At 69.4% G+C, this 22,111-nt stretch carries 18 protein-coding genes; 9 read left to right on the top strand and 9 right to left on the bottom strand.

Annotated features, from left to right (window positions below; translation table 11 throughout):
• Positions 1–265: 265 nt before the first annotated feature.
• Positions 266–2,719, bottom strand: a complete 2,454-nt coding sequence (locus ACMW4R_RS13955; RefSeq protein WP_058595660.1) for a DNA gyrase/topoisomerase IV subunit A — start codon at positions 2,717–2,719, stop codon at positions 266–268.
• 71 nt (positions 2,720–2,790) lie between these two features.
• On the opposite strand from ACMW4R_RS13955, the gene ACMW4R_RS13960 reads away from it, so the two are divergent.
• Entirely contained in the window at positions 2,791–3,918 is a 1,128-nt protein-coding gene (locus tag ACMW4R_RS13960) for an alkaline phosphatase family protein (RefSeq protein WP_418300178.1), read from the top strand.
• Between the two features lie 6 nt (positions 3,919–3,924).
• Here the strand turns inward: ACMW4R_RS13960 and sepH are convergent, their stop codons facing one another.
• The gene (sepH, locus tag ACMW4R_RS13965) at positions 3,925–4,980 is read right to left on the bottom strand and encodes a septation protein SepH (protein ID WP_058627387.1); all 1,056 of its coding nucleotides are present in this window, start codon (positions 4,978–4,980) and stop codon (positions 3,925–3,927) included.
• 221 nt (positions 4,981–5,201) lie between these two features.
• Here sepH and ACMW4R_RS13970 point away from each other — a divergent pair, with 221 nt between their 5' ends.
• The gene (locus tag ACMW4R_RS13970) at positions 5,202–5,495 is read left to right on the top strand and encodes a DUF4193 domain-containing protein (protein WP_013586557.1); all 294 of its coding nucleotides are present in this window, start codon (positions 5,202–5,204) and stop codon (positions 5,493–5,495) included.
• Here the strand turns inward: ACMW4R_RS13970 and ACMW4R_RS13975 are convergent.
• Complete coding sequence (locus tag ACMW4R_RS13975) at positions 5,470–5,961, bottom strand: DUF3093 domain-containing protein (RefSeq protein ID WP_058595663.1); 492 nt, start codon at positions 5,959–5,961, stop codon at positions 5,470–5,472. The two genes, ACMW4R_RS13970 and ACMW4R_RS13975, sit on opposite strands and share 26 nt — an antisense overlap.
• A gap of 12 nt (positions 5,962–5,973) precedes the next feature.
• Between ACMW4R_RS13975 and dut the strand changes: the two genes are divergently transcribed.
• The 5 genes from dut to dxs all read left to right on the top strand — a co-directional run bounded on the left by dut (position 5,974) and on the right by dxs (position 12,981).
• Complete coding sequence (dut, locus tag ACMW4R_RS13980; RefSeq protein ID WP_058614637.1) at positions 5,974–6,429, top strand: dUTP diphosphatase; 456 nt, start codon at positions 5,974–5,976, stop codon at positions 6,427–6,429.
• Complete coding sequence (locus ACMW4R_RS13985) at positions 6,426–7,055, top strand: DUF3710 domain-containing protein (RefSeq protein ID WP_058627386.1); 630 nt, start codon at positions 6,426–6,428, stop codon at positions 7,053–7,055. The genes dut and ACMW4R_RS13985 overlap by 4 nt, the downstream gene beginning before the upstream one ends.
• Positions 7,052–7,819, top strand: coding sequence for a DUF3159 domain-containing protein (locus ACMW4R_RS13990; protein WP_058627385.1), 768 nt, complete (start codon positions 7,052–7,054; stop codon positions 7,817–7,819). The genes ACMW4R_RS13985 and ACMW4R_RS13990 overlap by 4 nt, the downstream gene beginning before the upstream one ends.
• 136 nt (positions 7,820–7,955) lie before the next feature.
• A complete protein-coding gene (locus ACMW4R_RS13995) occupies positions 7,956–10,796 on the top strand; it encodes an aconitate hydratase (protein WP_058595667.1) in 2,841 nt (946 codons plus the stop codon).
• 235 nt (positions 10,797–11,031) lie between these two features.
• Positions 11,032–12,981 (top strand): 1-deoxy-D-xylulose-5-phosphate synthase, encoded by a 1,950-nt coding sequence (gene dxs / locus ACMW4R_RS14000; protein ID WP_058627384.1) that lies wholly within the window; start codon positions 11,032–11,034, stop codon positions 12,979–12,981.
• A gap of 63 nt (positions 12,982–13,044) precedes the next feature.
• Here dxs and ACMW4R_RS14005 read toward each other — a convergent pair whose 3' ends face one another.
• From ACMW4R_RS14005 to ACMW4R_RS14020, 4 genes are all read right to left on the bottom strand, one after another.
• On the bottom strand, positions 13,045–15,183 hold the full coding sequence (locus tag ACMW4R_RS14005; RefSeq protein ID WP_058627383.1) for a 3-hydroxyacyl-CoA dehydrogenase NAD-binding domain-containing protein: 2,139 nt from the start codon (positions 15,181–15,183) through the stop codon (positions 13,045–13,047).
• Complete coding sequence (locus ACMW4R_RS14010; protein ID WP_058595670.1) at positions 15,180–16,388, bottom strand: thiolase family protein; 1,209 nt, start codon at positions 16,386–16,388, stop codon at positions 15,180–15,182. Before ACMW4R_RS14010 ends, ACMW4R_RS14005 begins: the two co-directional genes overlap by 4 nt.
• 71 nt (positions 16,389–16,459) lie before the next feature.
• Positions 16,460–17,656 carry a ribonuclease D gene (locus tag ACMW4R_RS14015; protein WP_418300179.1) on the bottom strand — a complete coding sequence of 399 codons (1,197 nt, stop codon included), beginning with the start codon at positions 17,654–17,656 and terminating at the stop codon, positions 16,460–16,462.
• Positions 17,649–18,191 (bottom strand): DUF3000 domain-containing protein, encoded by a 543-nt coding sequence (locus tag ACMW4R_RS14020; protein WP_058595672.1) that lies wholly within the window; start codon positions 18,189–18,191, stop codon positions 17,649–17,651. Before ACMW4R_RS14020 ends, ACMW4R_RS14015 begins: the two co-directional genes overlap by 8 nt.
• Positions 18,192–18,264: 73 nt before the next feature.
• Here ACMW4R_RS14020 and ACMW4R_RS14025 point away from each other — a divergent pair, with 73 nt between their 5' ends.
• A complete protein-coding gene (locus tag ACMW4R_RS14025) occupies positions 18,265–19,500 on the top strand; it encodes an alpha/beta hydrolase family protein (RefSeq protein WP_058628495.1) in 1,236 nt (411 codons plus the stop codon).
• 26 nt (positions 19,501–19,526) lie between these two features.
• Here the strand turns inward: ACMW4R_RS14025 and ACMW4R_RS14030 are convergent, their stop codons facing one another.
• Both ACMW4R_RS14030 and ACMW4R_RS14035 read right to left on the bottom strand, forming a co-directional pair.
• Positions 19,527–19,979, bottom strand: a complete 453-nt coding sequence (locus ACMW4R_RS14030) for a SufE family protein (protein ID WP_193751227.1) — start codon at positions 19,977–19,979, stop codon at positions 19,527–19,529.
• 34 nt (positions 19,980–20,013) lie between these two features.
• Complete coding sequence (locus ACMW4R_RS14035; RefSeq protein WP_058595675.1) at positions 20,014–20,916, bottom strand: sulfurtransferase; 903 nt, start codon at positions 20,914–20,916, stop codon at positions 20,014–20,016.
• Positions 20,917–21,036: 120 nt separating this feature from the next.
• Between ACMW4R_RS14035 and zapE the strand changes: the two genes are divergently transcribed.
• Positions 21,037–22,074 carry a cell division protein ZapE gene (gene zapE, locus ACMW4R_RS14040; RefSeq protein WP_418300180.1) on the top strand — a complete coding sequence of 346 codons (1,038 nt, stop codon included), beginning with the start codon at positions 21,037–21,039 and terminating at the stop codon, positions 22,072–22,074.
• Positions 22,075–22,111 lie beyond the last annotated feature (37 nt).

The raw sequence follows: 22,111 nt of genomic DNA on the forward strand, positions 1-22,111 counted from the left end.
TGGCTGCCGCAGGTCAGGGTCATGCTGTCCTGTCCTGCGGAGCCGGACACCGACACCGAAGGATCGTGCTGTACCGTCTCGCGGACACCGGTGCAGACGCCGAAGGTCGCGCCGTACCGCCCTGCGGAGTCGGGGCCGGAAACGCCGCAGCCGCCGCGCGCGGAGCGGCGAGTCACCCTTCGGATCCGCACGAGGGAGCCGCTGTACGCATCGGTCAGCTACCCGCCGGAAATCCGCACGGCGGCCCAGCCCGCCGACACGACGATCAGCGGACGACGGTGCCGATCGCGGCGATCGCGGCGTCGAGAGGCTGACCCGACGCGTCGCGCTTGGCGCCCGCCTCGGGGAGCGTCCGAACGGACCCGTCGGCTCCCACCGCACGCGGCTCGCTGCCGACCCAGGCGAGAACCAGCGCGTCCTCCCCGCGGAGCAACCGCTGCGCGCGCACGCCGCCGGTGGCACGACCCTTCGCGGGGAACTCGCTGAAAGCCGACACCTTGGCACTGCCGGCGTCGGTTCCGGGCAGTGCCGCCGACGAGCCGGCGATCGTCACCACGACGGCGTCGAAGGCCGAGGCCCCCACGACCGCGAACGCGATCACGCGCGCACCGTCTGAGAGACGGATGCCGGCCATGCCGCCGGCAGAGCGTCCCTGCGGCCGCACGGACGAGGCGTCGAAGCGCAGCAGCTGAGCGTCGCTGGCCACGAACACCAGTTCGGCGTTGTCGCCCGCGAGAGCCGCGCCGACCACCCGGTCCCCGTCGCGGAGCCCGATGATCTCCATCTCGTCCTTCGCGCCGATCTCCCTCGCGGCGACCCTCTTCACGACCCCCTGCGCGGTGCCGAGGGCGATGATCGCCTGATCGCCGAGCGGGACGAGCGCGACGACCTCTTCGCCCTTGCCGAGGGTCAGGTACTGACCCACCTTCGTACCCGCGGCCACCTGCACCGAGTTTGCGGGCACCGAGGGCAGGTCGACCGGCGAGAAGCGCACGAGACGGCCTGCCGAGGTCACCGCCCCGATGTCTCCGCGCGTGGTCGTGTCGACCGACGAGCGGATCGCGTCGTGCTTCGAGCGGCGCGTCGGAGCGACCACACCCCCGCCTGGTGCGTCGGCGACCAGTTCGGCGCGCACCATGCGCCCGGTGGCCGAGAGGTACACGCGGCACGGGGCGTCGGCGATCTGCAGGTCCGCCGCAGCAGCTGCCTTCGTGGAGCGCGGTTGCACCGGCCCGCCGTTCAGCAGCATGGTGCGCCGCGGGGTGCCGTACGCCTCTGCGGCGGCATCCAGCTCCCGCGCCACCTGCTGGCGCAGCAGCGTCTCGCTGCCCAGCAGCTCGACGAGCTCGGCGATCTCGGCGTTCAACTGGTCGCGCTCGGCCTCGAGCTCGATGCGCGAGAACTTCGTGAGGCGCCGCAGGCGCAGCTCGAGGATGTACTCGGCCTGGGGGTGCGAGAGGTCGAACACCTCTTGCAGACGCGTGCGCGCCGCCTCGCCGTCATCGGACGAGCGGATGACCTGGATGACCTCGTCGATGTCGAGGATCGCGATGAGCAGGCCCTCGACGAGATGCAGGCGCTCACGCTTGCGCGCCAGGCGGTACTCGCTGCGCCGCGTGACGACGCGGATGCGGTGGTCGAGGTACACACGCAGCAGGTCGCGAAGCCCGAGCGTCTGCGGTTGCCCGTCGACGAGGGCGACGTTGTTGATGCCGAACGAGTCCTCGAGCGGGGTCAGGCGGTAGAGGTGCTCGAGCACGGCCTTCGGGTCGAACCCGGTCTTGATGCCGATGACGAGGCGCAGACCGTGGTGACGGTCGGACAGGTCGGTGACGTCGGCGATGCCCATCAGCTTCTTGGCTTGAACGGCATCCTTGATCTTCTCGATGACGCGCTCGGCTCCGACGAGGTAGGGCAGCTCGGTGATGACGATGCCGGTGCGGCGCGGGCCGAGCGACTCGATCGAGGCCTTCGCCCGCGTCCGGAAGGTGCCGCGACCGCTGGTGTAGGCGTCTTTGATCCCGTCGAGGCCGACGATGATGCCGCCCGAGGGGAGGTCGGGGCCCGGGACGAACTCCATGAGCTCCTCGACCGTGGCATCCGGATTCTGCAGCAGGTGCGTCGCCGCGCCCACCACTTCGATCAGGTTGTGCGGCGCCATGTTCGTGGCCATGCCGACCGCGATACCGGTCGCGCCGTTGACCAGCAGGTTGGGAAATGCCGCCGGCAACACCTCGGGCTGCTGGAACTGTCCGTCGTAGTTGGGGATGAAGTCGACGACGTCTTCGTCGAGGTTCTCGGTCAACGCGAGGGCCGGGGGAGCAAGTCGGGCCTCGGTGTAGCGCGAGGCCGCGGGGCCGTCGTCGAGCGAGCCGAAGTTGCCGTGTCCGTCGACGAGCGGCACCCGCAGCGTGAAGTGCTGCGCGAGACGCACGAGCGCGTCGTAGATGGGGGCGTCGCCGTGCGGGTGGAGCTTTCCCATCACCTCGCCGACGACGCGGGCGCTCTTGACGTGCCCGCGATCGGGGCGCAGGCCCATCTCGGCCATCTGGTAAAGGATGCGGCGCTGCACCGGCTTCAGACCGTCGCGGGCATCGGGAAGAGCGCGCGAGTAGATGACCGAGTAGGCGTACTCGAGGAACGACCCCTGCATCTCGGCGGAGACATCGACATTCTCGATGCGCTCGGACACGGGGGAGGAAGAACGGGAATCGGGCATGGATGCGGCCTCGGGTCGGGCGGGCGTCACGTCAGGACGGGGATCGGGAGCCGTGTGGAAGACTTGCCCCGATGTCTCTCAGCCTACCGGCGGACCCGCCGCGTTCCCGGAGCCTCACCGGTGTGGTGGAGCAGTCGATCGCCGCCCTCGAGGGACGCTCGGACTGGTTCGCCCCCGCGCGCAGCGCGGTCGTCTTCGTCGTCGACGGTCTCGGCGCCCACAACCTCGCCGCCCGGCGGGGGCACGCGCGCTTCCTCGGTTCGACGGGGGGTCGCCGCGACGTCGCGCGCACGGTCTTCCCCTCCACGACGGCGGCGGCCCTGACGAGCCTGCTCACCGGCACCGACCCGGGCACGCATGGGATCGTCGGGTATCGCGCCCGCATCCCCGGCACCGACGTCGCGCCGAACCAACTGCACGGCTGGGAGACCGACGGCCTCGACCCGAGAACCTGGCAGCGCAGCGAGCCGCTGTTCGAACGCGAGGTCGCGAGCGGTCGGCCGTGCTTCGTCGTCTCCCGACCGGAGTACACGCGGACGGGATTCACCGCGGCCACCCTCCGCGGGGCCGAGTTCGTCGCGTCGAACGACCTCGCCGAGCGTGCCGCGACGGCGGCCGATCTGGCGGCGCGCCACCCCGGTGCGCTGGTCTACCTCTATGCGCCGGAGCTCGACACCGCCGGACACCGCGACGGCACCGAGTCCGATCGCTGGATCACTGCGCTCGAGCGCGTCGACGCCGCGGCCCAGCTGCTCGCCTCCGCCGCCGATGCGACCACCGGCATCCTGATCACCGCCGATCACGGAATGGTCGACGTCCCCGCCCGTCGACACGTGCTCCTCGGCGACGGCGACCCGCTGGTCGACGGGGTCGCCCTCCTCGGCGGCGAACCGCGCATGTTGCACCTCTACGCCGAGCCCGGGCGAGCGGATGCCGTGGCCACGGCGTGGCGAGAGCGCGAGCACGCGCGGGCCTGGGTGCTCACCCGTGACGAGGCGATCGCGGCGGGCCTTTTCGGCACCGTGGCGGATGTCGTCCGCGAGCGGATCGGCGACGTCGTCGTCGCCGCGCGAGGGCGCTACGCGTACTACGACGACCGCGAGATCGACAAACGCCCGCAGAGCATGGTCGGACAGCACGGGTCCCTCACCGACGAGGAGCGGACGGTCCCGCTCCTGCGCCTCGGCGCGTTCGCCTGAGCCCGCTCAGCTCTCGTCCGAGCGGGCCCCGAACACGATCTCGTCCCACGAGGGCATCGACGGGCGGCCCTTGGCCCGGCGACCCGCGTCGTTGCCCGATGCCGCGGGGCCAGACGAGGAGGCGTTCTCGGGCTCGGGCGCCGGCTCGACGGCCGGGTCGCTGTAGCCCGGTTCGACGGCGTCGAAGAGCGCGACCGGTGCGCCCACCGGACGCGTGGCCGGCGCCTCGGGCGCGGTGGTTCCGGGCAGCGGCTCGCGCTGGCCGCGCCGACGGCGGAGAGCCTCGAGAAGGTCGGCGGTCTCCGACGATGTCACCGGCACATCGGGCGCGCGCTTGATCGCCGCCGCCTGTACGGCTGCCGCCACGGGTCCGGTGGCCTCGACGCCCGGCTCGTCCTCGATGTCGATCTTGCGCGGGCCGAACGACCCGCTGTCGAAGCGCGACTCGTCCTTGGGGAGCGGGCTGTCCAAGGCGCGCAGCCGGGGGATGAGGCCCTCGGGAAGCGACCCCTGACGCGACAACTGGATCGCGTCGGCGTTCTGGGGAGAGAGCGTGCTGCGGCGGGGGTCGAAGCTCCAGCGGGCATCGTGATCGATGCCGTTCGCCGTGAACTCGAGCTTGACCATCCAGCCGGACGATTCCTTCCAGCTGGTCCAGCGTTCCGCGGAAGCGCCGGCCTCGCCGAGCTTCGCGCGAACGGCGGTGCCGAAAGTGATGGGGGAGTCGTGTTCGAGAGCGCCCCCGAGAAGCACGGGCACGGCCAGCGCCTGGGCGACGACGTGCTCGCGCTCGGCCAGCACCGGACCCTCGAACCGCTCCACGTCCTCGACGCGGGCGTTCAGCAGGGTCGCGACCTCACGGGCGGTGAGGCCGGAGCGGATGTGCGCCTGGATCTCGCGCGGGCTGGGGCGGGGTCCACGATCGTCGTCTTCGCGGTCGCGACGGGCCCGACGCGCTTGCACGCGCATCACCTCGTCGAGGGCGAGAGCGAATCGTTCACCCGATTCGGTCGCGACGACGAGGACGTCATCTTCGGTTCCGATGACTTTGAGCTGCTCCATGCGAAACACCCCTCCGATCTGCGGTCGACGCCCATGCTGACACGGCCGTTCCCCGGTTCCGGGAATATCGCGGGCGCGCCGCGAGTTTCAGGCCTCGCCCGAAACGCAACCCGCCTCGCGAGCATTTGCTTATCGAGGTCGGGTCATGCAAACTATGGCCGCCCGATCGGGTACCCGACGGCGCACAGCACCACAATCACCGGAAGTAGAGACCAGCACGCATGGCCACCGATTACGACGCACCGCGCAAGACCGAGGACGACAGCGAGTCGATCGAGGCCCTCAAGGAGCGCGTGCCTGACAAGACGTCGGGATCGATCGACAACGAGGATGCCGACAACCCCTCGGGCTTCGAACTGCCCGGGGCCGATCTGTCCGACATCGAACTCGACGTCGTCGTCCTCCCGCCGCAGGAAGACGAGTTCACGTGCATGAACTGCTTCCTCGTGAAGCACCGCTCGCAGATCGATCACGAGAGCGGCAACGGCTTCATCTGCGCGGAGTGCGCAGCCTGAGCTGAGCACGCTGGATCGCCGCAACGAGGCGATCCGGCGTCCGGGTGGACACCACCCACGAAGGAGTCGGATCCTCGGGGTCGGTCACGGGAACCGTGACGACCCCGTCGATGCCGCCCCGGATCACATGCCACGCCCGATGGTCGAGACCACTCCCTCGGGCCGTGCGAGCGGCGTCGCCCTCGACGCCGAACGGCTCGCCGAGCAGCTCGACGGGAATGTGCGCACGGCCGGCGTGCAGCTCGCCCTCGCGGATCTCGACGACAGGGGAGATCGCCAGGAGGCCGACCACGATCGCGACCGACACGACCAGCCCGATGAAAAGGGCGAGGGTCGTGTTCAGAGGCGAGAAGACGACGGCGGCCATGGGGCCGCAGACGGCCGCGGCGACCAGCGCCCACAGCGACGGGCTGAGGCGCTCTCGGTACTCGACTCCGGTGCGGATGCCGCACCCCCTCTTCTGCATTACCCTCGTGGGGTGACCGAAACGGTGGATGTCCTCATTGTCGCATCCGAGCCTCCGGTCTTCGCCCACCCGGGCGACGCCGGAGCCGACCTGACCTCCGCGGAGGCCGTGCGTCTCGAACCCGGTCGACGCGCGCTCGTGTCCACCGGGGTCCGCATCGCGCTGCCCGAGGGTTACGCGGCGTTCGTCGTCCCGCGCAGCGGACTGGCCGCCAAGCACGGCATCACGATCGTCAACTCTCCGGGGACGATCGATGCGGGCTATCGCGGCGAGATCAAGGTCGCCCTCCTCAACACAGACCTCGACGAGGCCTACGACATCTCCGTGGGCGACCGCATCGCCCAGCTCATCGTGATGCCCGTCCCGCCCGTGCGCTTCGTCCCCGTCGACGACCTGCCCGACAGTGTGCGCGGCGAGGGCGGATTCGGATCGAGCGGATACCAGAACCTTCAAGGGAGCACCCGATGACCGACGACGCTCAGCCCACCTCCGAAACCGACGACGCCGCCCTCGAGGTGGCCATCTCCGCGAAAAGCGCTCCCGCTGATCGCGAAAGCAGCGGGCCGTTCGACGAGGCGGAGGCGAACCCGGTTCGCCCGTACATCGATCTCGGCGGCATCAAGATCCTTCCGCGCGAAGGCCTGAACCTCCGGCTCGAGGTCGAGGAGCAGACGAAGCGGATCGTGGCCGTCGGCCTCGATTACGCCGACTCCACCCTCCAGGTGCAGCCGTTCGCCGCTCCCCGCACGAGCGGTCTGTGGGGCGAGACTCGCGAACAGATCCGTCAGCAGGTCAAGCAGCAGGGCGGTCGCGTCGAGGAGCGCGAGGGCCCTCTGGGTCCCGAACTGCTCGCCGAGGTCCCGGTCATGGGTGGCGCCGAGGGCGCGGGCAAGCGCCTCGCGCGCTTCGTCGGCGTCGACGGTCCGCGGTGGTTCCTGCGCGGCGTCATCGGGGGAGCGGCCACGACCGACGTCCAAGCCGCGGCGGCTGTCGAAGACCTCTACCGATCGATCGTCGTGGTGCGGGGCGGTTCGCCCATGCCGCCGCGCGACCTGATCCCCCTCCGGATGCCGGCGACCCCCGGCACGGCATGAGCGACGACGCCGCACGCCCGACGCGCGAGGGCGAGAACGTTCCCCTCGAACCGCCCGCCGCGGCCGACAGCCTGAGCGCTGCGCTCGGCAACGCGGCTCGACGCGCGGGCCTGGATCCGTCTGCTCACGCGTCGACCGGCTCGGCCGTGTGGTCGGCGATGGGCGGGTGGCGCGGCATCCTGGAATCGGTCCTGCCGTCGCTGGCGTTCGTCGTGCTCTTCACCGTCACGATCGATCCGACGACGGGCCAGGGGAACCTCTGGCTCAGCCTCGGCGTGTCGGTGGGCATCGCCCTCGTCTTCACGATCGCGCGACTGATCGCGAAGTCGCCGCCGAGCGCCGCCATCGGGGGCCTGCTCGCGACCGTGGCGGCGGCAGTCCTCGCGCTCGTCACGGGCCGGGGCCAGGACAACTTCGTGTTCGGGTTCTTCACGAACGGCGCGTACGGCACCGCGTTCCTGGTCTCCGCCCTGGTGGGCTGGCCGCTGATCGGTCTGGCGGCGGGCTACCTGACGGGGGAGGGCACCAGCTGGCGCGCCGACCGTCGCAGACGCCGGACTTACGTGTGGCTGTCCATCGCCTGGGCCGCCCTGTTCGCGGCGCGCCTGATCGTGCAGCTGCCGCTGTACTTCGCCGGCGACGTCGTGGCGCTCGGCACGCTCAAGATCGTGATGGGCCTTCCGCTGTTCGCGCCGATGCTCGCCGTGACCTGGCTCACGGTCCGCGCCCTGGGACCTGCTCGCTCCGTTGCGCGCGAAGACTGATACATTTATCTTGATATCAAGATAAATACCCGTCTTCAGCGCGGTTAGGTCGGCCTTCCTGGCAGCGACCGAGCGGCGCGGGGAAGATGGGATTCGCGGGCTGACGCCTGCGCATTCGCCGACGAAGGAGACGATCGTGTCCACGGTTGACAGCTTCGGTGCCAAGAGCACCCTGACGGTCGGCAGCACCGACTACGAGATCTTCCGCATCGACACGGTCGCCGGTCACGAGAAGCTCCCGTTCAGCCTCAAGGTGCTGCTCGAGAACCTTCTCCGCACCGAGGATGGCGCCAACGTCACCAAGGAGCAGATCGAGGCCCTCGGTTCGTGGGTGCCCACGGCCGACCCCGACACCGAGATCCAGTTCACCCCGGCCCGTGTGGTCATGCAGGACTTCACCGGGGTGCCCTGCATCGTCGACCTCGCCACCATGCGCGAGGCCGTGACGGCGCTGGGCGGCGACCCGAACAAGATCAACCCGCTCTCGCCCGCCGAGATGGTCATCGACCACTCGGTCATCGCCGACCTGTTCGGCAGCGAGAACGCCCTCGAGCGCAACGTCGAGATCGAGTACGAGCGCAACGGCGAGCGGTACCAGTTCCTCCGCTGGGGCCAGACGGCGTTCGACGACTTCAAGGTCGTCCCCCCGGGCACCGGCATCGTGCACCAGGTCAACATCGAGCACCTGGCCAAGGTCATCTACGACCGCACCGTCGACGGCGTGCTCCGCGCGTACCCCGACACCTGCGTCGGCACCGACTCCCACACCACGATGGTCAACGGCCTGGGCGTGCTCGGCTGGGGCGTCGGCGGTATCGAGGCCGAGGCGGCCATGCTCGGTCAGCCCGTGTCGATGCTGATCCCGCGCGTCGTCGGCTTCAAGCTCTCTGGCGAGATCCCCGCCGGTGTCACCGCGACCGACGTCGTCCTCACGATCACCGACATGCTCCGCAAGCACGGCGTCGTCGGCAAGTTCGTCGAGTTCTACGGCGAGGGCGTGGCCTCCGTGCCGCTCGCGAACCGCGCCACCATCGGCAACATGAGCCCCGAGTTCGGCTCGACCGCGGCGATGTTCCCGATCGACGACGTCACCCTCGACTACCTGCGCCTGACCGGTCGCGACGAGCAGACCGTCGCCCTCGTCGAGGCGTACGCCAAGGAGCAGAAGCTCTGGCACGACCCCGCCCGTGAGCTGGTCTTCAGCGAGTACATGGAGCTCGACCTCTCGACGGTCGTCCCCTCGATCGCCGGCCCGAAGCGTCCCCAGGACCGCATCCTGCTCTCCGAGGCCAAGTCGCAGTTCGAGAAGGACATCCTGAACTACGCGGATGCCTCGGTCTCGGACTCGATCGTCGACCTCGAGGTCGACGGCACCTTCCCGGCATCCGACCCGGGCGCCGTCCCGGGCGAAGAGACCGAGGACGTGACCGGCAGCGATGTGCTCATCTCCTCCGGCCACCCGGTGAACGCGTCGAACCCGGTCAAGGTCACCACCCCCGACGGGCAGTCGTACCTGCTCGACAACGGCGCCGTGACGCTCGCGGCGATCACGTCGTGCACGAACACGTCGAACCCGTCGGTCATGATCGCGGCGGGCCTGCTCGCCAAGAACGCCGTCGACAAGGGCCTGAAGCGCAAGCCGTGGGTCAAGACGACGCTCGGCCCCGGTTCCAAGGTCGTCACCGACTACTACGAGAAGTCCGGTCTCGACAAGGCGCTCGAGGGCCTCGACTTCTACACCGTCGGCTACGGCTGCACGATCTGCATCGGCAACTCGGGACCGCTCATCGAAGAGGTCTCCGAGGCCATCAACGAGAACGACCTCGCCGTGACGGCCGTCCTCTCGGGTAACCGCAACTTCGAGGGACGCATCAGCCCCGACGTGAAGATGAACTACCTGGCCTCCCCGCCGCTGGTGGTCGCCTACGCTCTCGCCGGCTCGATGAACTTCGACTTCGAGACCGACGCACTGGGCAAGGACCAGAACGGGAACGACGTCTTCCTGAAGGACATCTGGCCCGCTCCCGACCAGGTCCAGACGATCATCGACGCGTCCATCTCGCGCGAGCAGTTCATCCAGCAGTACGCCACCGTCTTCGAGGGCGACGAGCGCTGGAAGAACCTGCCCACCCCGACCGGCCCCGTCTTCGAATGGGATGCCGACTCGACGTACGTGCGTAAGGCACCCTACTTCGACGGTATGTCGATGGAGCCCTCGCCCGTCACCGACATCACGGGTGCGCGCGTGATGGCGACCCTCGGCGATTCGGTCACGACCGACCACATCAGCCCGGCCGGCAACATCAAGGCGGGCACTCCCGCCGCGCAGTACCTCACCGAGCACGGCGTCGCGCAGAAGGACTTCAACTCGTACGGCTCACGCCGTGGGAACCACGAGGTCATGATCCGCGGCACGTTCGCCAACATCCGCCTGAAGAACGAGATGGTCGCCGCCGTCAACGACGGCCAGATCATCGAGGGTGGCTACACCCGCGACTTCACGAAGGAGGGCGGCCCGCAGTCGTACATCTACGACGCGAGCCAGAACTACCAGGCTCAGGGCACCCCGCTGGTGATCTTCGGCGGCAAGGAGTACGGCTCGGGTTCGTCGCGCGACTGGGCGGCCAAGGGCACCAACCTCCTCGGCGTGAAGGCCGTCATCACCGAGAGCTTCGAGCGCATCCACCGCTCGAACCTCATCGGCATGGGGGTCGTCCCGCTGCAGTTCCCGGCCGGCGAGAGCTGGAAGTCGCTGGGCCTCGACGGCACCGAGATCGTCTCGATCGAGGGCCTCGAGCAGCTCAACGAGGGCGTCACGCCGAAGACGGTCAAGGTCACCGCCGAGCCGAGCGAGTTCTCGCCCGAGGGCAAGCAGACCGTCACCTTCGACGCCGTGGTCCGCATCGACACCCCCGGTGAGGCCGACTACTACCGCAACGGCGGCATCCTGCAGTACGTGCTGCGTTCGCTGGTCTGACCCACCGCGCGCCGGCCAGGAGCGCCCACCCCGATCCTTCGGGGTGGGCGCTCTTCGCATCCATCGGGCTCGGCCCACGCGAACCGGACCGCGACGACGGCGAACGCCCTCTGTCGCTCATCGTCGAGAGAGCATGCGGACCCGGGACGCAAGCCGTTGCCGGGCCCCGACCAGCCCCCGAGACTAGAATCGACACGTACGCGCGTCCCCGCGCGCACCGCACGAGAGGAGTCTTATGGCTCTCCTACCCGGCATTCACGGCCCCCGTGACCTCGACGGCCTGAGCACCGACGACCTGCGCCAACTGGCCGCGGAGGTCCGCGCTTTCCTCGTCGAGAACGTCTCCCGCACCGGCGGACACCTCGGTCCGAATCTCGGCGTCGTCGAGCTGACGATCGCCCTCCACAAGGTCTTCGACTCTCCGGCCGATCCGATCATCTTCGACACGGGGCACCAGTCCTACGTGCACAAGATGCTCACCGGTCGCCAGGACTTCGCGAACCTGCGCTCGCGCGGCGGCCTCGCCGGATACCCGCAGCGAGCCGAGAGCGAACACGACATCGTCGAGTCCTCCCACGCCTCCAGCTCGCTCAGCTGGGCCGACGGCGTCTCACGGGCCTTCAGTCGCACGGGGCGCCGCGATCGTCACGTCGTCGCCGTCGTCGGTGACGGTGCGCTCACGGGTGGCATGACGTGGGAGGCGCTGAACAACATCAGCGACGACAACGATCGCAACCTCGTCATCGTCGTGAACGACAACGGTCGCTCGTACGCGCCCACCATCGGAGGGATGGCGCGTTACCTCAACCGTGTGCGCACGAATGAGGCCTATCGCACGCTGCACCGCGGCTCCGACACTCTGTTCCGCCGTCTGGGGCCCGCCGCTCGCGCGGTCTACCGTGGCGTCCGCGGCGGCACCCACGGGTTCCTCTCGCGCTTCACCAACAACGAGGCGCTCTACAGCAACCTCGACATCAAGTACCTCGGTCCGATCGACGGGCACGACTTCGAGTCGCTCATCGAGACACTCGAACTCGCCAAGTCCTACGGCGCTCCCGTGATCGTCCACGCGATCACCGACAAGGGCAGCGGCTATGCGCCCGCCATGAGCGACGAGGCCGACCAGTTCCACGCCGTGGGCAAGATCGACCCGGTCACGGGTGAGGCCGTGGGCTCCGGCGGTGGTACGCAGTGGACCGATGTGTTCGCCGAAGAGCTGGTCGCCGTGGGCGCCGAGCGCGAAGACGTGATCGCCATGACCGCCGCGATGCTGCGCCCGACCGGCCTGCAGCAGTTCGCCGAACGCTTCCCGGAGCGGGTGTACGACGTCGGCATCGCCGAGCAGCACGCGGTCGCCTCGGCCGCGGGTCTGGCCTTCGGCGGCCTGCACCCCGTCGTCGCGATCTACGCCACGTTCATGAACCGAGCGTTCGACCAGGTCATGATGGACGTCGCGCTGCACAGAGCGGGTGTCACGTTCGTGCTGGACCGCGCGGGGGTCACGGGCCCCGACGGCCCGAGCCATCACGGCATCTGGGACCTCGCCATGCTGCAGCTCGTCCCCGGCATCCGCATCGCCGCGCCGCGCGACGCAACGCGACTGCGCGAGGAGTTCCGCGAGGCCACGGCCATCGAGGACGCGCCGACGGTCGTGCGGTACCCCAAGGGCAAGGTGAACGCCGACGTCGAGGCGATCGAGCGCTTGCACGACGGTGTCGACGTGCTCAGCCGAGGCTCGAGCCCAGACGTCCTCCTCGTCGGTATCGGCCCGATGGTGCACCTGGCTCTCGAGGTCGCGGAGCGGCTGAAGGCGCAGGGGATCGGCGCGACCGTCATCGACCCGCGCTGGGCCATTCCCGTGCAGCCGTCGGTCGTCGACCTCGCGCGCGAGCACCGTCTCGTCATCACCATCGAGGACGGCATCCGTGTCGGCGGAGTGGGCACCCGCGTGCGCCAGGTCCTGCGCGAGGCCGGCGTCGACACGGCGGTCGACGAGCTCGGCATCCCGGACGAGTTCATCGACCACGCCACGCGCGAGCAGATCCTCGAAGATGCCGGTCTCACGGCATCCAAGATCGCCCACGACGTCGTGGCGCAGGTGCTCGGCACCCGCATCCCGATGGCGCGGCAGACGCCCACCGGCTCGATCCCCACGATCGAGGAGTGGGAGAAGTCCCGGCCCTGAAGCCTCTATCGACCACGACGGCGCCGCCCCCTCGGGGACGGCGCCGTCGTCATCTGTCGGGCCTCAGGCTCCGATGCCGCGGATGGGCGGGTGGTGGAACGTGTCGCCGAAGGCGCGCTCCGACGCCCCCTCACGGTCGAGATAGGGCGAGGCCCCGCCGTCGATGAAGGGCCAGCCGGCGCCGAGGATGAGGCACAGGTCGATGTCCTGCACCTCGGGCACCACGCCCTCCTCCAGCATGATTCTGATCTCCTGCGCGAGGCCGTCCTGCACCCGCGCGAGGATCGTCTCGGGCGCGACCGGCGTCTTACCGGTGACGAGCACCTTCTGCGCGGCCTTGGTCCAGCCGATCACACGACCGCCCTTGTCCTTCTCCACGACCTCCGGCAGGGCCGCCAGGTCGTGGAAGTTCTCCGACGCGAAGAACCGGTCGGGGAACGCGTGCGCCATCGTGTCCTGCACGTGCGCGGCGACCTTCCAGCCGACGAGGTCGATGAGCTGGAACGGCCCCATCGGCAGGCCCAGGGGCGCGAACGCCTTCTCCACCGTCGCGATGGGCGTGCCCTCGTAAACGGCCCGCGCGGCCTCGCCCATGACCTTCGCCAGCAGGCGATTCACGACGAAGCCCGGGGCGTCGGCGGTGAGCACCGCGTTCTTGCCGAGCCCCTTGGCCACGACGAACGCGGTCGAGAGCGCGGCGTCGCTCGTGGCATCCGTCTTCACGACCTCGATGAGCGGCATGACCGCGACGGGGTTGAAGAAGTGGAAACCCACGAGACGCTCGGGGTTCTGCAGCACCGAGCCGATCTCGGCCACGGAGAGCGACGAGGTGTTGGTCGCGAGGATCGCGTCCTCGGCGACGATTCTCTCGATCGCCGAGAACACCTCCTGCTTGACGCCGACCTCTTCGAACACGGCCTCGATGACGAAGTCGCAGTCCGCGAACTCCGAACGGTCGGTCGTGCCGTGTACGAGCGCGCGCAGCTGGTTGGCCGTGTCGCCGTCCAGGCGGCCCTTTGCCTCGAGCTTGCCGATCTCCTCACGGATGGATGCCACGCCCTTGTCGACGCGACCCTGATCGAGGTCGGTGATGACGACGGGCACACGCAGCTTCCGCACGAACAGCAGGGCGAACTGCGAGGCCATGAGGCCCGCGCCAATGACGCCGACCTTCGTGACCTTCTTCGCCAGCGCCTTGTCGGGAGCCCCGACCGGACGCTTGGCGCGCTTCTGCACGAGGTCGAAGGCGTACATGGATGCCGCGAACTGGTCGCCCGTGATGAGGTCGGCCAGCGCCTCGTCCTCGCGGGCGAACCCCTCGGCCTTCGTGCCGCTCTTCGCCTTGTCGAGCAGGTCGAGCGCGACGTAGGGGGAGCGGGGGACGGTGCCGATCTTCGACTCGAGCATGCCGCGGGCCATCCTGATCGCGATCGGCCACTTGGTCAGTCGCTCGAGCTTGCCGGGCTCGTTCTTCCGCTCGACGCGGACGCGACCGGTGAGCACGCCGTCGGCCCACCGCAGCGAGTCCTCGAGGTAGCTGGCCGCCGGGAAGATGGCATCCATGATCCCGAGGTCGAACGCCTGCTGGGGCTTGAGCATCCGGTTCTGCTTGAGCGGGTTCGAGATGACGACCTCGAGCGCGTTCTCGATGCCGATGAGGTTCGGCAGCAGGTACGCGCCGCCCCAGCCGGGGATGATGCCGAGGAACACCTCGGGCAGGGCGATCGCCGCCGCCGACGCGTCGACCGTGCGGTAGGTCGAGTTCAGCGCGATCTCGAGGCCGCCGCCGAGCGCGAGCCCGTTGACGAAAGCGAACGACGGAACACCGAGGTCGGACAGCGAGCCGATGACCTGGTGCCCGCGCTGAGCGATGAGCCGGGCGACCTCCTTCGACGGCAGCTTGGCGACGTCGGACAGGTCGGCACCGGCCGCGAGGATGTACTGCTTGCCGGTGATCGCCACGGCGTGGATCTCGCCCGCCGCCGCACGACGCTTCAGCGTCGCGAGGGTTTCGCCGAGTTCGGCGAGCGTCGCCGGGCCCAACGTGTTCGGACGCGTGTGGTCGCGGCCGTTGTCGAGCGTGATGAGCGCCAGCACGTTGCCCGAGGGCAGGCGCACATCGCGGACGGGGGAGTGGGTGATCACCTCGTCGCCGGTGAGGGCGTCGAGGGGGCTGAAGTCGATCGAGGTGTAGTCGGTCACTTGCGCTTCTTCTTTCCGTCGAAGAACGGGTTCTCCCAGATGACAGAGCCGCCCTGGCCGAGGCCGACGCACATGGCGGTGAGCCCGTAGCGCACGTCCGGCCGCTCGGCGAACTGCGCGGCGAGCTGGATCATGAGACGGACTCCGGATGCCGCGAGCGGGTGGCCGACGGCGATCGCACCGCCCCAGGGGTTCACGCGGGGGTCGTCGTCGGCGATGCCGAAGTGGTCGAGCAGCGAGATCACCTGGATCGCGAACGCTTCGTTGAGCTCGAACAGGCCGATGTCGTCGATCGTGAGCCCGGCCTTCTTGAGGGCCTTCTCCGTCGAGGGGATCGGACCGATGCCCATGATCTCGGGCTCGACACCGGCGAACGCGAACGACACCATCCGCATCTTCGGGGTGAGACCGAACTCCTTCACGGCGTCGGCACCCGCGAGCAGGCTGATGGTCGCGCCGTCCGTCAGCGGCGACGATGTGCCCGCCGTGACGCGACCGTGGGGGCGGAACGGCGTCTTCAGCGTCGCGAGACCCTCGACGGTGGTCTCGGGGCGGCGACCCTCGTCCTCGGTCGCGAGGCCCCAGGCGCCGTCGGCATCCTTCACCGCCACCGGCACGAGGTCGGGCTGGATCTTGCCGGCCTCGTAGGCGGCCTGCACCTTGTGCTGGCTCGCGGCGCCAAAACGATCGGCGCGCTCCTTTGTGAGGTGGGGGAACCGATCGTGGATGCGCTCGGCGGTGACGCCCATGTTCAGCGCACCCGGGTCGACGAGCTTCTCGGCCACGAAGCGGGGGTTGGGGTCGACGTTCCCTCCGATGGGGTGACGACCCATGTGCTCGACGCCGCCCGCGAGAGCGAGGTCGTACATGCCGACGCCGATCGAGGCACCCATCGTGGTGACGCTGGTCATGGCGCCGGCGCACATGCGCTCGACCGCGAGACCCGGCACCGTCATCGGGAGCCCCGCGAGGATCGCCGCCGTGCGACCGAGGGTCAGACCCTGGTCACCGGTCTGCGACGTCGCGGCGATCGCCACGTCGTCGATGCGGTCCTTCGGCACGTCGCCGTTGCGCTCCATCAACCCGATGATCGCCTTGACGACCAGGTCGTCCGCGCGGGTGTTCCAGTACATGCCCTTCTCGCCGGCGCGCCCGAAAGGGGTGCGCATTCCGTCGACGAAGAAGACGTCCGTCATCTCGGCCACTCTGCCTCCAAAGTTTGGGATGACCCCAGCCTAGGAAGGCGGATTCCCGGCGAGGAATCGGTTGTCCGAACCTACGAATCCGTGCCAGAGGCGTCGTCGTCGGCTTTGAGGGAAGCTACAAAGCTATCCGCGATCACCTGTGCGGTCTGGTCAATCTGCCAGGGTCGCGCACCGAGCTCCGCGAGGGCGGCCCCGATGGTCTCGACGGTCACCTCGGCGGGCGGAGCCCACGCCACCCGACGAAGCGTCTCGGGGGTGAGGAGGTTCTCGGTCGGCATGCGCAGTTCTTCGGCGCGCGCCTCGACGGCGGGGCGAGCCGCCTTCAGTCGACGGTCGGCCTCGGGGTTCCGGTCGACCCACGCGCGGGGCGGCGGGAGTGTGTCGCTGGGGACCCGGTCCGGCGGCAACTCGGTGTCTTCGCGGCCGGCGACGATGGCGTTCCACCAGCGGTCGAGCTGAGTACGGCTGGCCCGCCCGTTGAACTCTTTGACGCCGGCGAGCGCCTGCTTGCTCGCGGGATCCGCGAGCACGGCGGCCACCAGCGCACGGTCGGGGACGAGCCGGCCGGGGGCGACGTCCTGCTCGCGGGCGTACTCCTCGCGGGCCCACCAGAGCGCACGGGCCACCGCGAGCGCCCGGCGACCGCGCACCGTGTGGAGGCCGCTCATCCGCCGCCACGGGTCTTCACGCGGCGGCTTCGGCAGGCGGTCGAGGACGGCCTGGAACTCCTGCCGCGCGAACTCGGTCTTCTGCTGCTCATCGAGCTCGGCGTCGAGCACGTCCCGCACGTCGATGAGGTGCTCGACGTCGAGAGCGGCGTACTCGAGCCAGGATGCCGGGAGCGGACGGGTCGACCAATCCGCCGCCGAGTGGGCCTTTGCCAACGTGATGCCCAGGGTCTGCTCGACGACGGCGCCGAGACCGACGCGCTCGTGTCCGAGCAGTCGCGCACCCAGCTCGGTGTCGAAGATGCGCGGGGGTTCGAGACCTCGCTCGCGCAGCGACGGCAAGTCCTGACTGGCCGCGTGGAACACCCACTCGATGTCTGCGATCGCGGCCTGCAGCGGCGAGAAGTCCTCGATCGTCGACGGGTCGAAGAGGAAGACGCCCGCCTCCCGACGAAACACCTGGATGAGGTACGCGCGCTGTGAGTAGCGGAATCCCGATGCACGCTCGACGTCGACCGCGACCGGACCGGTGCCCGCAGCGAGGCGATCGGATGCCGACGCCAGTCCGGCGGCATCCTCGATGACGTTGTACTCAACCACGGGTGGGCCTCCGGGCTCCGAAGACGGCGACGCCCTCCGACCCCGGGGGGAGGCCGGCCAGCATGCACACGAGTTCCGCCCACGCGTCGAGATGGGGGCGGATGGGACCACGCGGCGACCATGACGCGCGAAGTTCGATCTGCGACCCCTCGCCCTGGGACGCGAGGGCCCCGAAGCCGGTCGAGAGGGTCTTGGTGGCGGTGCCCGATTCGGAATGCCGTTCGGCGCCGCGCGAGTCGAGGGCGTCGATGAGCCACGACCACGCCACCTGGGCCAGGAGGGGGTCGATGCCGATCTCGGGCTCCAGCGGCGCCTGCGCGAAGCACACCACGCGCCACGCCCCGCCCCACGCATCGGGTTCGTCCGGATCGTGCAGCAGGATGAAACGCCCCGTGCCGAAAGGCGAGTCGGTCGAGTGTTCCTCCGGACGGACATCGCCCGCCAACGCCAGGGAGTGGGGCGCCAGGCCGGCAGGGGAGGGGATCTCGCGCACGACGAAATCGTCACGGAACGTGGCGGCGCGCACCTCCTCCATCGCCCGGGCGAAAGGGGTCGACGCCTCGGGTGAGCCCAGGTCAGTCACGGCCACAGACTAGAGTGAGGCCTCGATGAACGCTCCCAGGCGCGCCGCGCGGCCCGGCCCCTCGCGACGAACCGCATCGATCGCACGCGTGGGGATCGCGACTCTCGCGATGGCCTTCGGGGCGAGCCTCACGGCTCTGAGCGCGGTCTCGTTCCGCATGGCTCGAACCGTCATCACCCCCGCCGGTCGAGTTCCCAACACGCGGATCGTCTCGCTCGACACCGCAGCGCAGACGGTCACGCTCGACCGCACCGCCGACACCGCCCTGCCGGGACGGTACGGGCTCTTCACCGTCGGAACCACCGACTATCTGCGGCTGGGGTCGGTGGTCGCCGACGACGGCGCAACGGTCACCCGGAAACTCCTCACCCAGGTCGCCGCCGACGACAGCATCGCCGCCGAGGCGGCTTTCAGCGGCTGGTACTACGACGAACCCGATCAGCTCCGGCTGCCGTACCGGTCGGTGCAGATCGAGACCCCCGTCGGGGCCTGCCCCGCGTGGGAGTTTCCCGCCGACTCGGTTTCCGCCGCCGAAGCGTCCGGCGAAGAGGGGTCCGGCGTCTGGGTCATCCAGGTGCACGGTCGAGGGACGACGCGCGCCGAGACGCTTCGCGCCGTCCCGGTCTTCCACGCCCTCGGCATCACGGCTCTCGCGGTGTCGTACCGCAACGACGGCGAGGCGCCGCAGAGCGCGAGCGGCACCTACGCGCTCGGTGCGACCGAGTGGCGCGACGTCGATGCCGCGATCGAGTACGCCGCGGCCCACGGCGCGCGCCGCATCATCCTCATGGGGTGGTCGATGGGCGGCGCGATGTGCCTCCAGACCGAGGCCTTCTCGACGCATCGAGACCTGATCGCCGGACTCGTCCTGGAATCACCCGTCGTCGACTGGCGCACGGTCCTGCGCTATCAGAGCCGCCTCCTCAAGCTGCCCCGCCCGGTCCTGGGTCTCACCGAGCGCATCCTCGACTCCGCCTGGGGTGCCCGTCTGGTGCGCGGCGAGGCCATCCCCCTCGACCGCCTCGACCGTGTCGCGCACGCGGACGAGCTGCGGCATCCGGTCCTGATCCTCCACAGCGACGACGACGGTTTCGTGCCCAGCGACGCTTCGCACGCCCTCGCGGAGGCTCGCCCCGACCTCGTCACGATGGAGACGTTCGAGGTGGCCCGCCACACGAAGCTCTGGAACTACGACGAGACACGCTTCACCCGCGTGATCCAGGACTGGGTACGACGACAGGGACTCGCGTCGGCAGAGTGAGGGATGCCGCCGCTGGGGCGTCCTGTTCAGGCGCCTGTCGAAGCGCCGCGCTTGGCGGCGACCTGACGCTTTGCGCGCATGAGCATGCCCGTCATGCCCGCGATCCGCAGCGGGCTGACCGCTCGGGTGAGGCCGATGCTCTGCGGGAAATCGTCGGGAACGGCGAGCACCTCGTCGGCCGACAGTCCGGTCAGACCCTGAGCGAGGATGCTCGCGAAGCCCCGCGTGGTGGGAGCCTCGGCGGGCGCGGTCGCGTGCATCGCGACGCGGTCGGCGTCGTCGACCGTGACGATGATGTACACCGGCGACTGGCACTCGGCCACCCGCTCCTGCAGCTCGGGGTGATCGGCGTACTCGGCCGGCACCGCGGGGAGCTCCTGCGAGAACTCCAGCAGGAGCTGCAACCGGTCGGGCTCGTCGAGCTCGAGGAACTCGTCGCGGATCTCGGCCAGGCGGGCGGGGAGGGTGTTCTCGGACATCTCCGTCATCCTCCCACGCCCGCGAACGCCGGGCTCAGCGCGAGGGCACCTCGCCGGGCTCCGATCCCGAGACGATCGGCACACGCACGGCGCTGCCCCACTCGGTCCACGAGCCGTCGTAGTTGCGGACGTCCTCGAAGCCGAGGAGGTGCTTCAGCACGAACCAGGTGTGGCTCGAGCGCTCGCCGATGCGGCAGTACGCCACGATCTTGTCGCCGTCCTTCAGGCCCGCGCCGTCGCGGTAGATGGCATCCAGCTCTTCGCGCGACTTGAAGCCGCCGTCTTCGGCGACGGCCTTGGCCCACGGCACGCTCTGAGCGCTCGGGATGTGACCCGCGCGGAGGGCCCCCTCTTCGGGGTACGCCGGAGCGGAGGTGCGCTCGCCCGAGTACTCCTCGGGGGAGCGCACATCGATGAGCGGGTTGCCGAGGTGCGCGAGCACGTCGTCCTTGTAGGCGCGGATCAATGCGTCGTCGCGCTCGACGATCGGGTACTCGACCGGCTCGCGGGTGGTCGGCTCGGTCGTGAGAGGGCGACCCTCGGCGATCCACTTGTCGCGGCCGCCGTCGAGGAGACGAACGTCCTCGTGCCCGAAGAGCGAGAACACCCACAGCGCGTACGCGGCCCACCAGTTGTTCTTGTCGCCGTAGATGACGACCGTGTCGTCGCGCGCGATGCCCTTCTTGCTCAGCAGCTTCGCGAAGCCCTCGCCGTCGAGGTAGTCGCGCACGACGGGATCATTGAGCTCGGTGTGCCAGTCGACCTTGACCGCACCGGGGATGTGCCCGGTCTCGTAGAGGAGCACGTCCTCATCGGACTCGACGACGACCAGACCCGGTTGCCCGAGCCGCTGCTCGAGCCACTCGCCGGTCACGAGACGGCCGGGCTCGGCGTAGTCGGCGAACTTGGGGGAGCTGGTGTCGAACTCGACGGTCACGGGAGATCTCCTCGGTCGGGGCAGGGGGTGCGGCGGCATAGGGTGGACACCGCACCATCGACCCTAGATCCGCGGCATGGGGCACGCACCCATCCCGTAAGACTCGGACACAGGACGGCCATGACCTCCACTCCCGCCACGATCGGCCTCATCCACCTGACGGAGCGCGAGCCCGCCGTCACCGGTGCCGAGATGGTGAACGCCCTCGTCCCGCCGCCGCAGTTCGACGGCGCGACCTTCGAGTCGTATCGGGCCGACGATGCCTACCCCTCGCAGCAGGAGGCCAAAGAACTCCTTCAGGCGTTCGCCGGAAAGCAATCGAGCCCGGCGAAGAAGGGCGGATTTTTCCGTCGCGCCGAGAAGGTCGCGCCGGTCAAGCCCGGGGTCTACCTCGACGGCGGCTTCGGCGTCGGCAAGACGCATCTGCTCGCGTCGATCTACCACGCGATGCCGGCCCGCCGGAAGTACTTCGGATCGTTCATCGAATACACCGCGCTCGTCGGCGTGCTCGGCTACGCCAAGGCCGTGGAACTGTTCCGCGGGAGCGATCTGCTCTGCATCGACGAGTTCGAGCTCGACGACCCGGGCGACACGATGGTCATGACGCGGCTGCTCGGGGAGCTCGTGGCATCCGGAACCCGGTTGGCAGCGACGTCGAACACCCCGCCCAACGCCCTCGGCGAGGGACGCTTCGCGGCGCAGGACTTCCTGCGCGAGATCCAGTCGATGGCGGACAGCTTCAGGACCATCCGCATCGACGGGACCGACTTCCGTCAGCGTGCGATCGACGGCGAAGCGAAGGTGCTCGGCGACGACGAGTACCGGCAGGCGATGGATGCCGCGGCCTCGACCGGAGTGGTATCCGATGACGCGTTCTCCGACCTCGTCGGACACCTCGCCCGGGTGCACCCGTCGCGTTTCATCCGTCTGATCGACGGCGTCGACACGATCGGGCTGCGCGACGTGCAGGTCCTGCACGACCAGTCCGCCGCCCTGCGTCTGGTCGCGTTCATCGATCGCGCGTACGACGCGCAGATCCCGATCCGCGCGACCGGCGTCCCGCTGAACACGGTCTTCAGCGACGAGATGCTCGCGGGCGGATATCGCAAGAAGTACTTGCGCGCCACGTCGCGACTTGTCGCCCTTACACACTCTTGATCCAGCGTCCTCATCTGCGCCTCTCGGCCGCGCGAAA

It is taken from the genome of Microbacterium sp. S1037, assembly GCF_048381605.1.
Taxonomy (GTDB): Bacteria; Actinomycetota; Actinomycetes; order Actinomycetales; family Microbacteriaceae; genus Microbacterium; species Microbacterium testaceum_B.

Excerpts from the sequence above, each read along its gene's own strand:
- ACMW4R_RS13985 (WP_058627386.1), top strand. The coding sequence starts at position 6,426 with ATGACCGACGACGCTCAGCCCACCTCCGAAACCGACGACGCCGCCCTC.
- ACMW4R_RS13970 (WP_013586557.1), top strand. The coding sequence starts at position 5,202 with ATGGCCACCGATTACGACGCACCGCGCAAGACCGAGGACGACAGCGAG.
- ACMW4R_RS13960 (WP_418300178.1), top strand. The coding sequence starts at position 2,791 with ATGTCTCTCAGCCTACCGGCGGACCCGCCGCGTTCCCGGAGCCTCACC.
- ACMW4R_RS13990 (WP_058627385.1), top strand. The coding sequence starts at position 7,052 with ATGAGCGACGACGCCGCACGCCCGACGCGCGAGGGCGAGAACGTTCCC.
- sepH (WP_058627387.1), bottom strand. The coding sequence starts at position 4,980 with ATGGAGCAGCTCAAAGTCATCGGAACCGAAGATGACGTCCTCGTCGTC.
- ACMW4R_RS14025 (WP_058628495.1), top strand. The coding sequence starts at position 18,265 with ATGAACGCTCCCAGGCGCGCCGCGCGGCCCGGCCCCTCGCGACGAACC.
- ACMW4R_RS13955 (WP_058595660.1), bottom strand. The coding sequence starts at position 2,719 with ATGCCCGATTCCCGTTCTTCCTCCCCCGTGTCCGAGCGCATCGAGAAT.
- zapE (WP_418300180.1), top strand. The coding sequence starts at position 21,037 with ATGACCTCCACTCCCGCCACGATCGGCCTCATCCACCTGACGGAGCGC.
- ACMW4R_RS13975 (WP_058595663.1), bottom strand. The coding sequence starts at position 5,961 with ATGCAGAAGAGGGGGTGCGGCATCCGCACCGGAGTCGAGTACCGAGAG.
- ACMW4R_RS14030 (WP_193751227.1), bottom strand. The coding sequence starts at position 19,979 with ATGTCCGAGAACACCCTCCCCGCCCGCCTGGCCGAGATCCGCGACGAG.
- ACMW4R_RS14020 (WP_058595672.1), bottom strand. The coding sequence starts at position 18,191 with ATGGAGGAGGTGCGCGCCGCCACGTTCCGTGACGATTTCGTCGTGCGC.
- dxs (WP_058627384.1), top strand. The coding sequence starts at position 11,032 with ATGGCTCTCCTACCCGGCATTCACGGCCCCCGTGACCTCGACGGCCTG.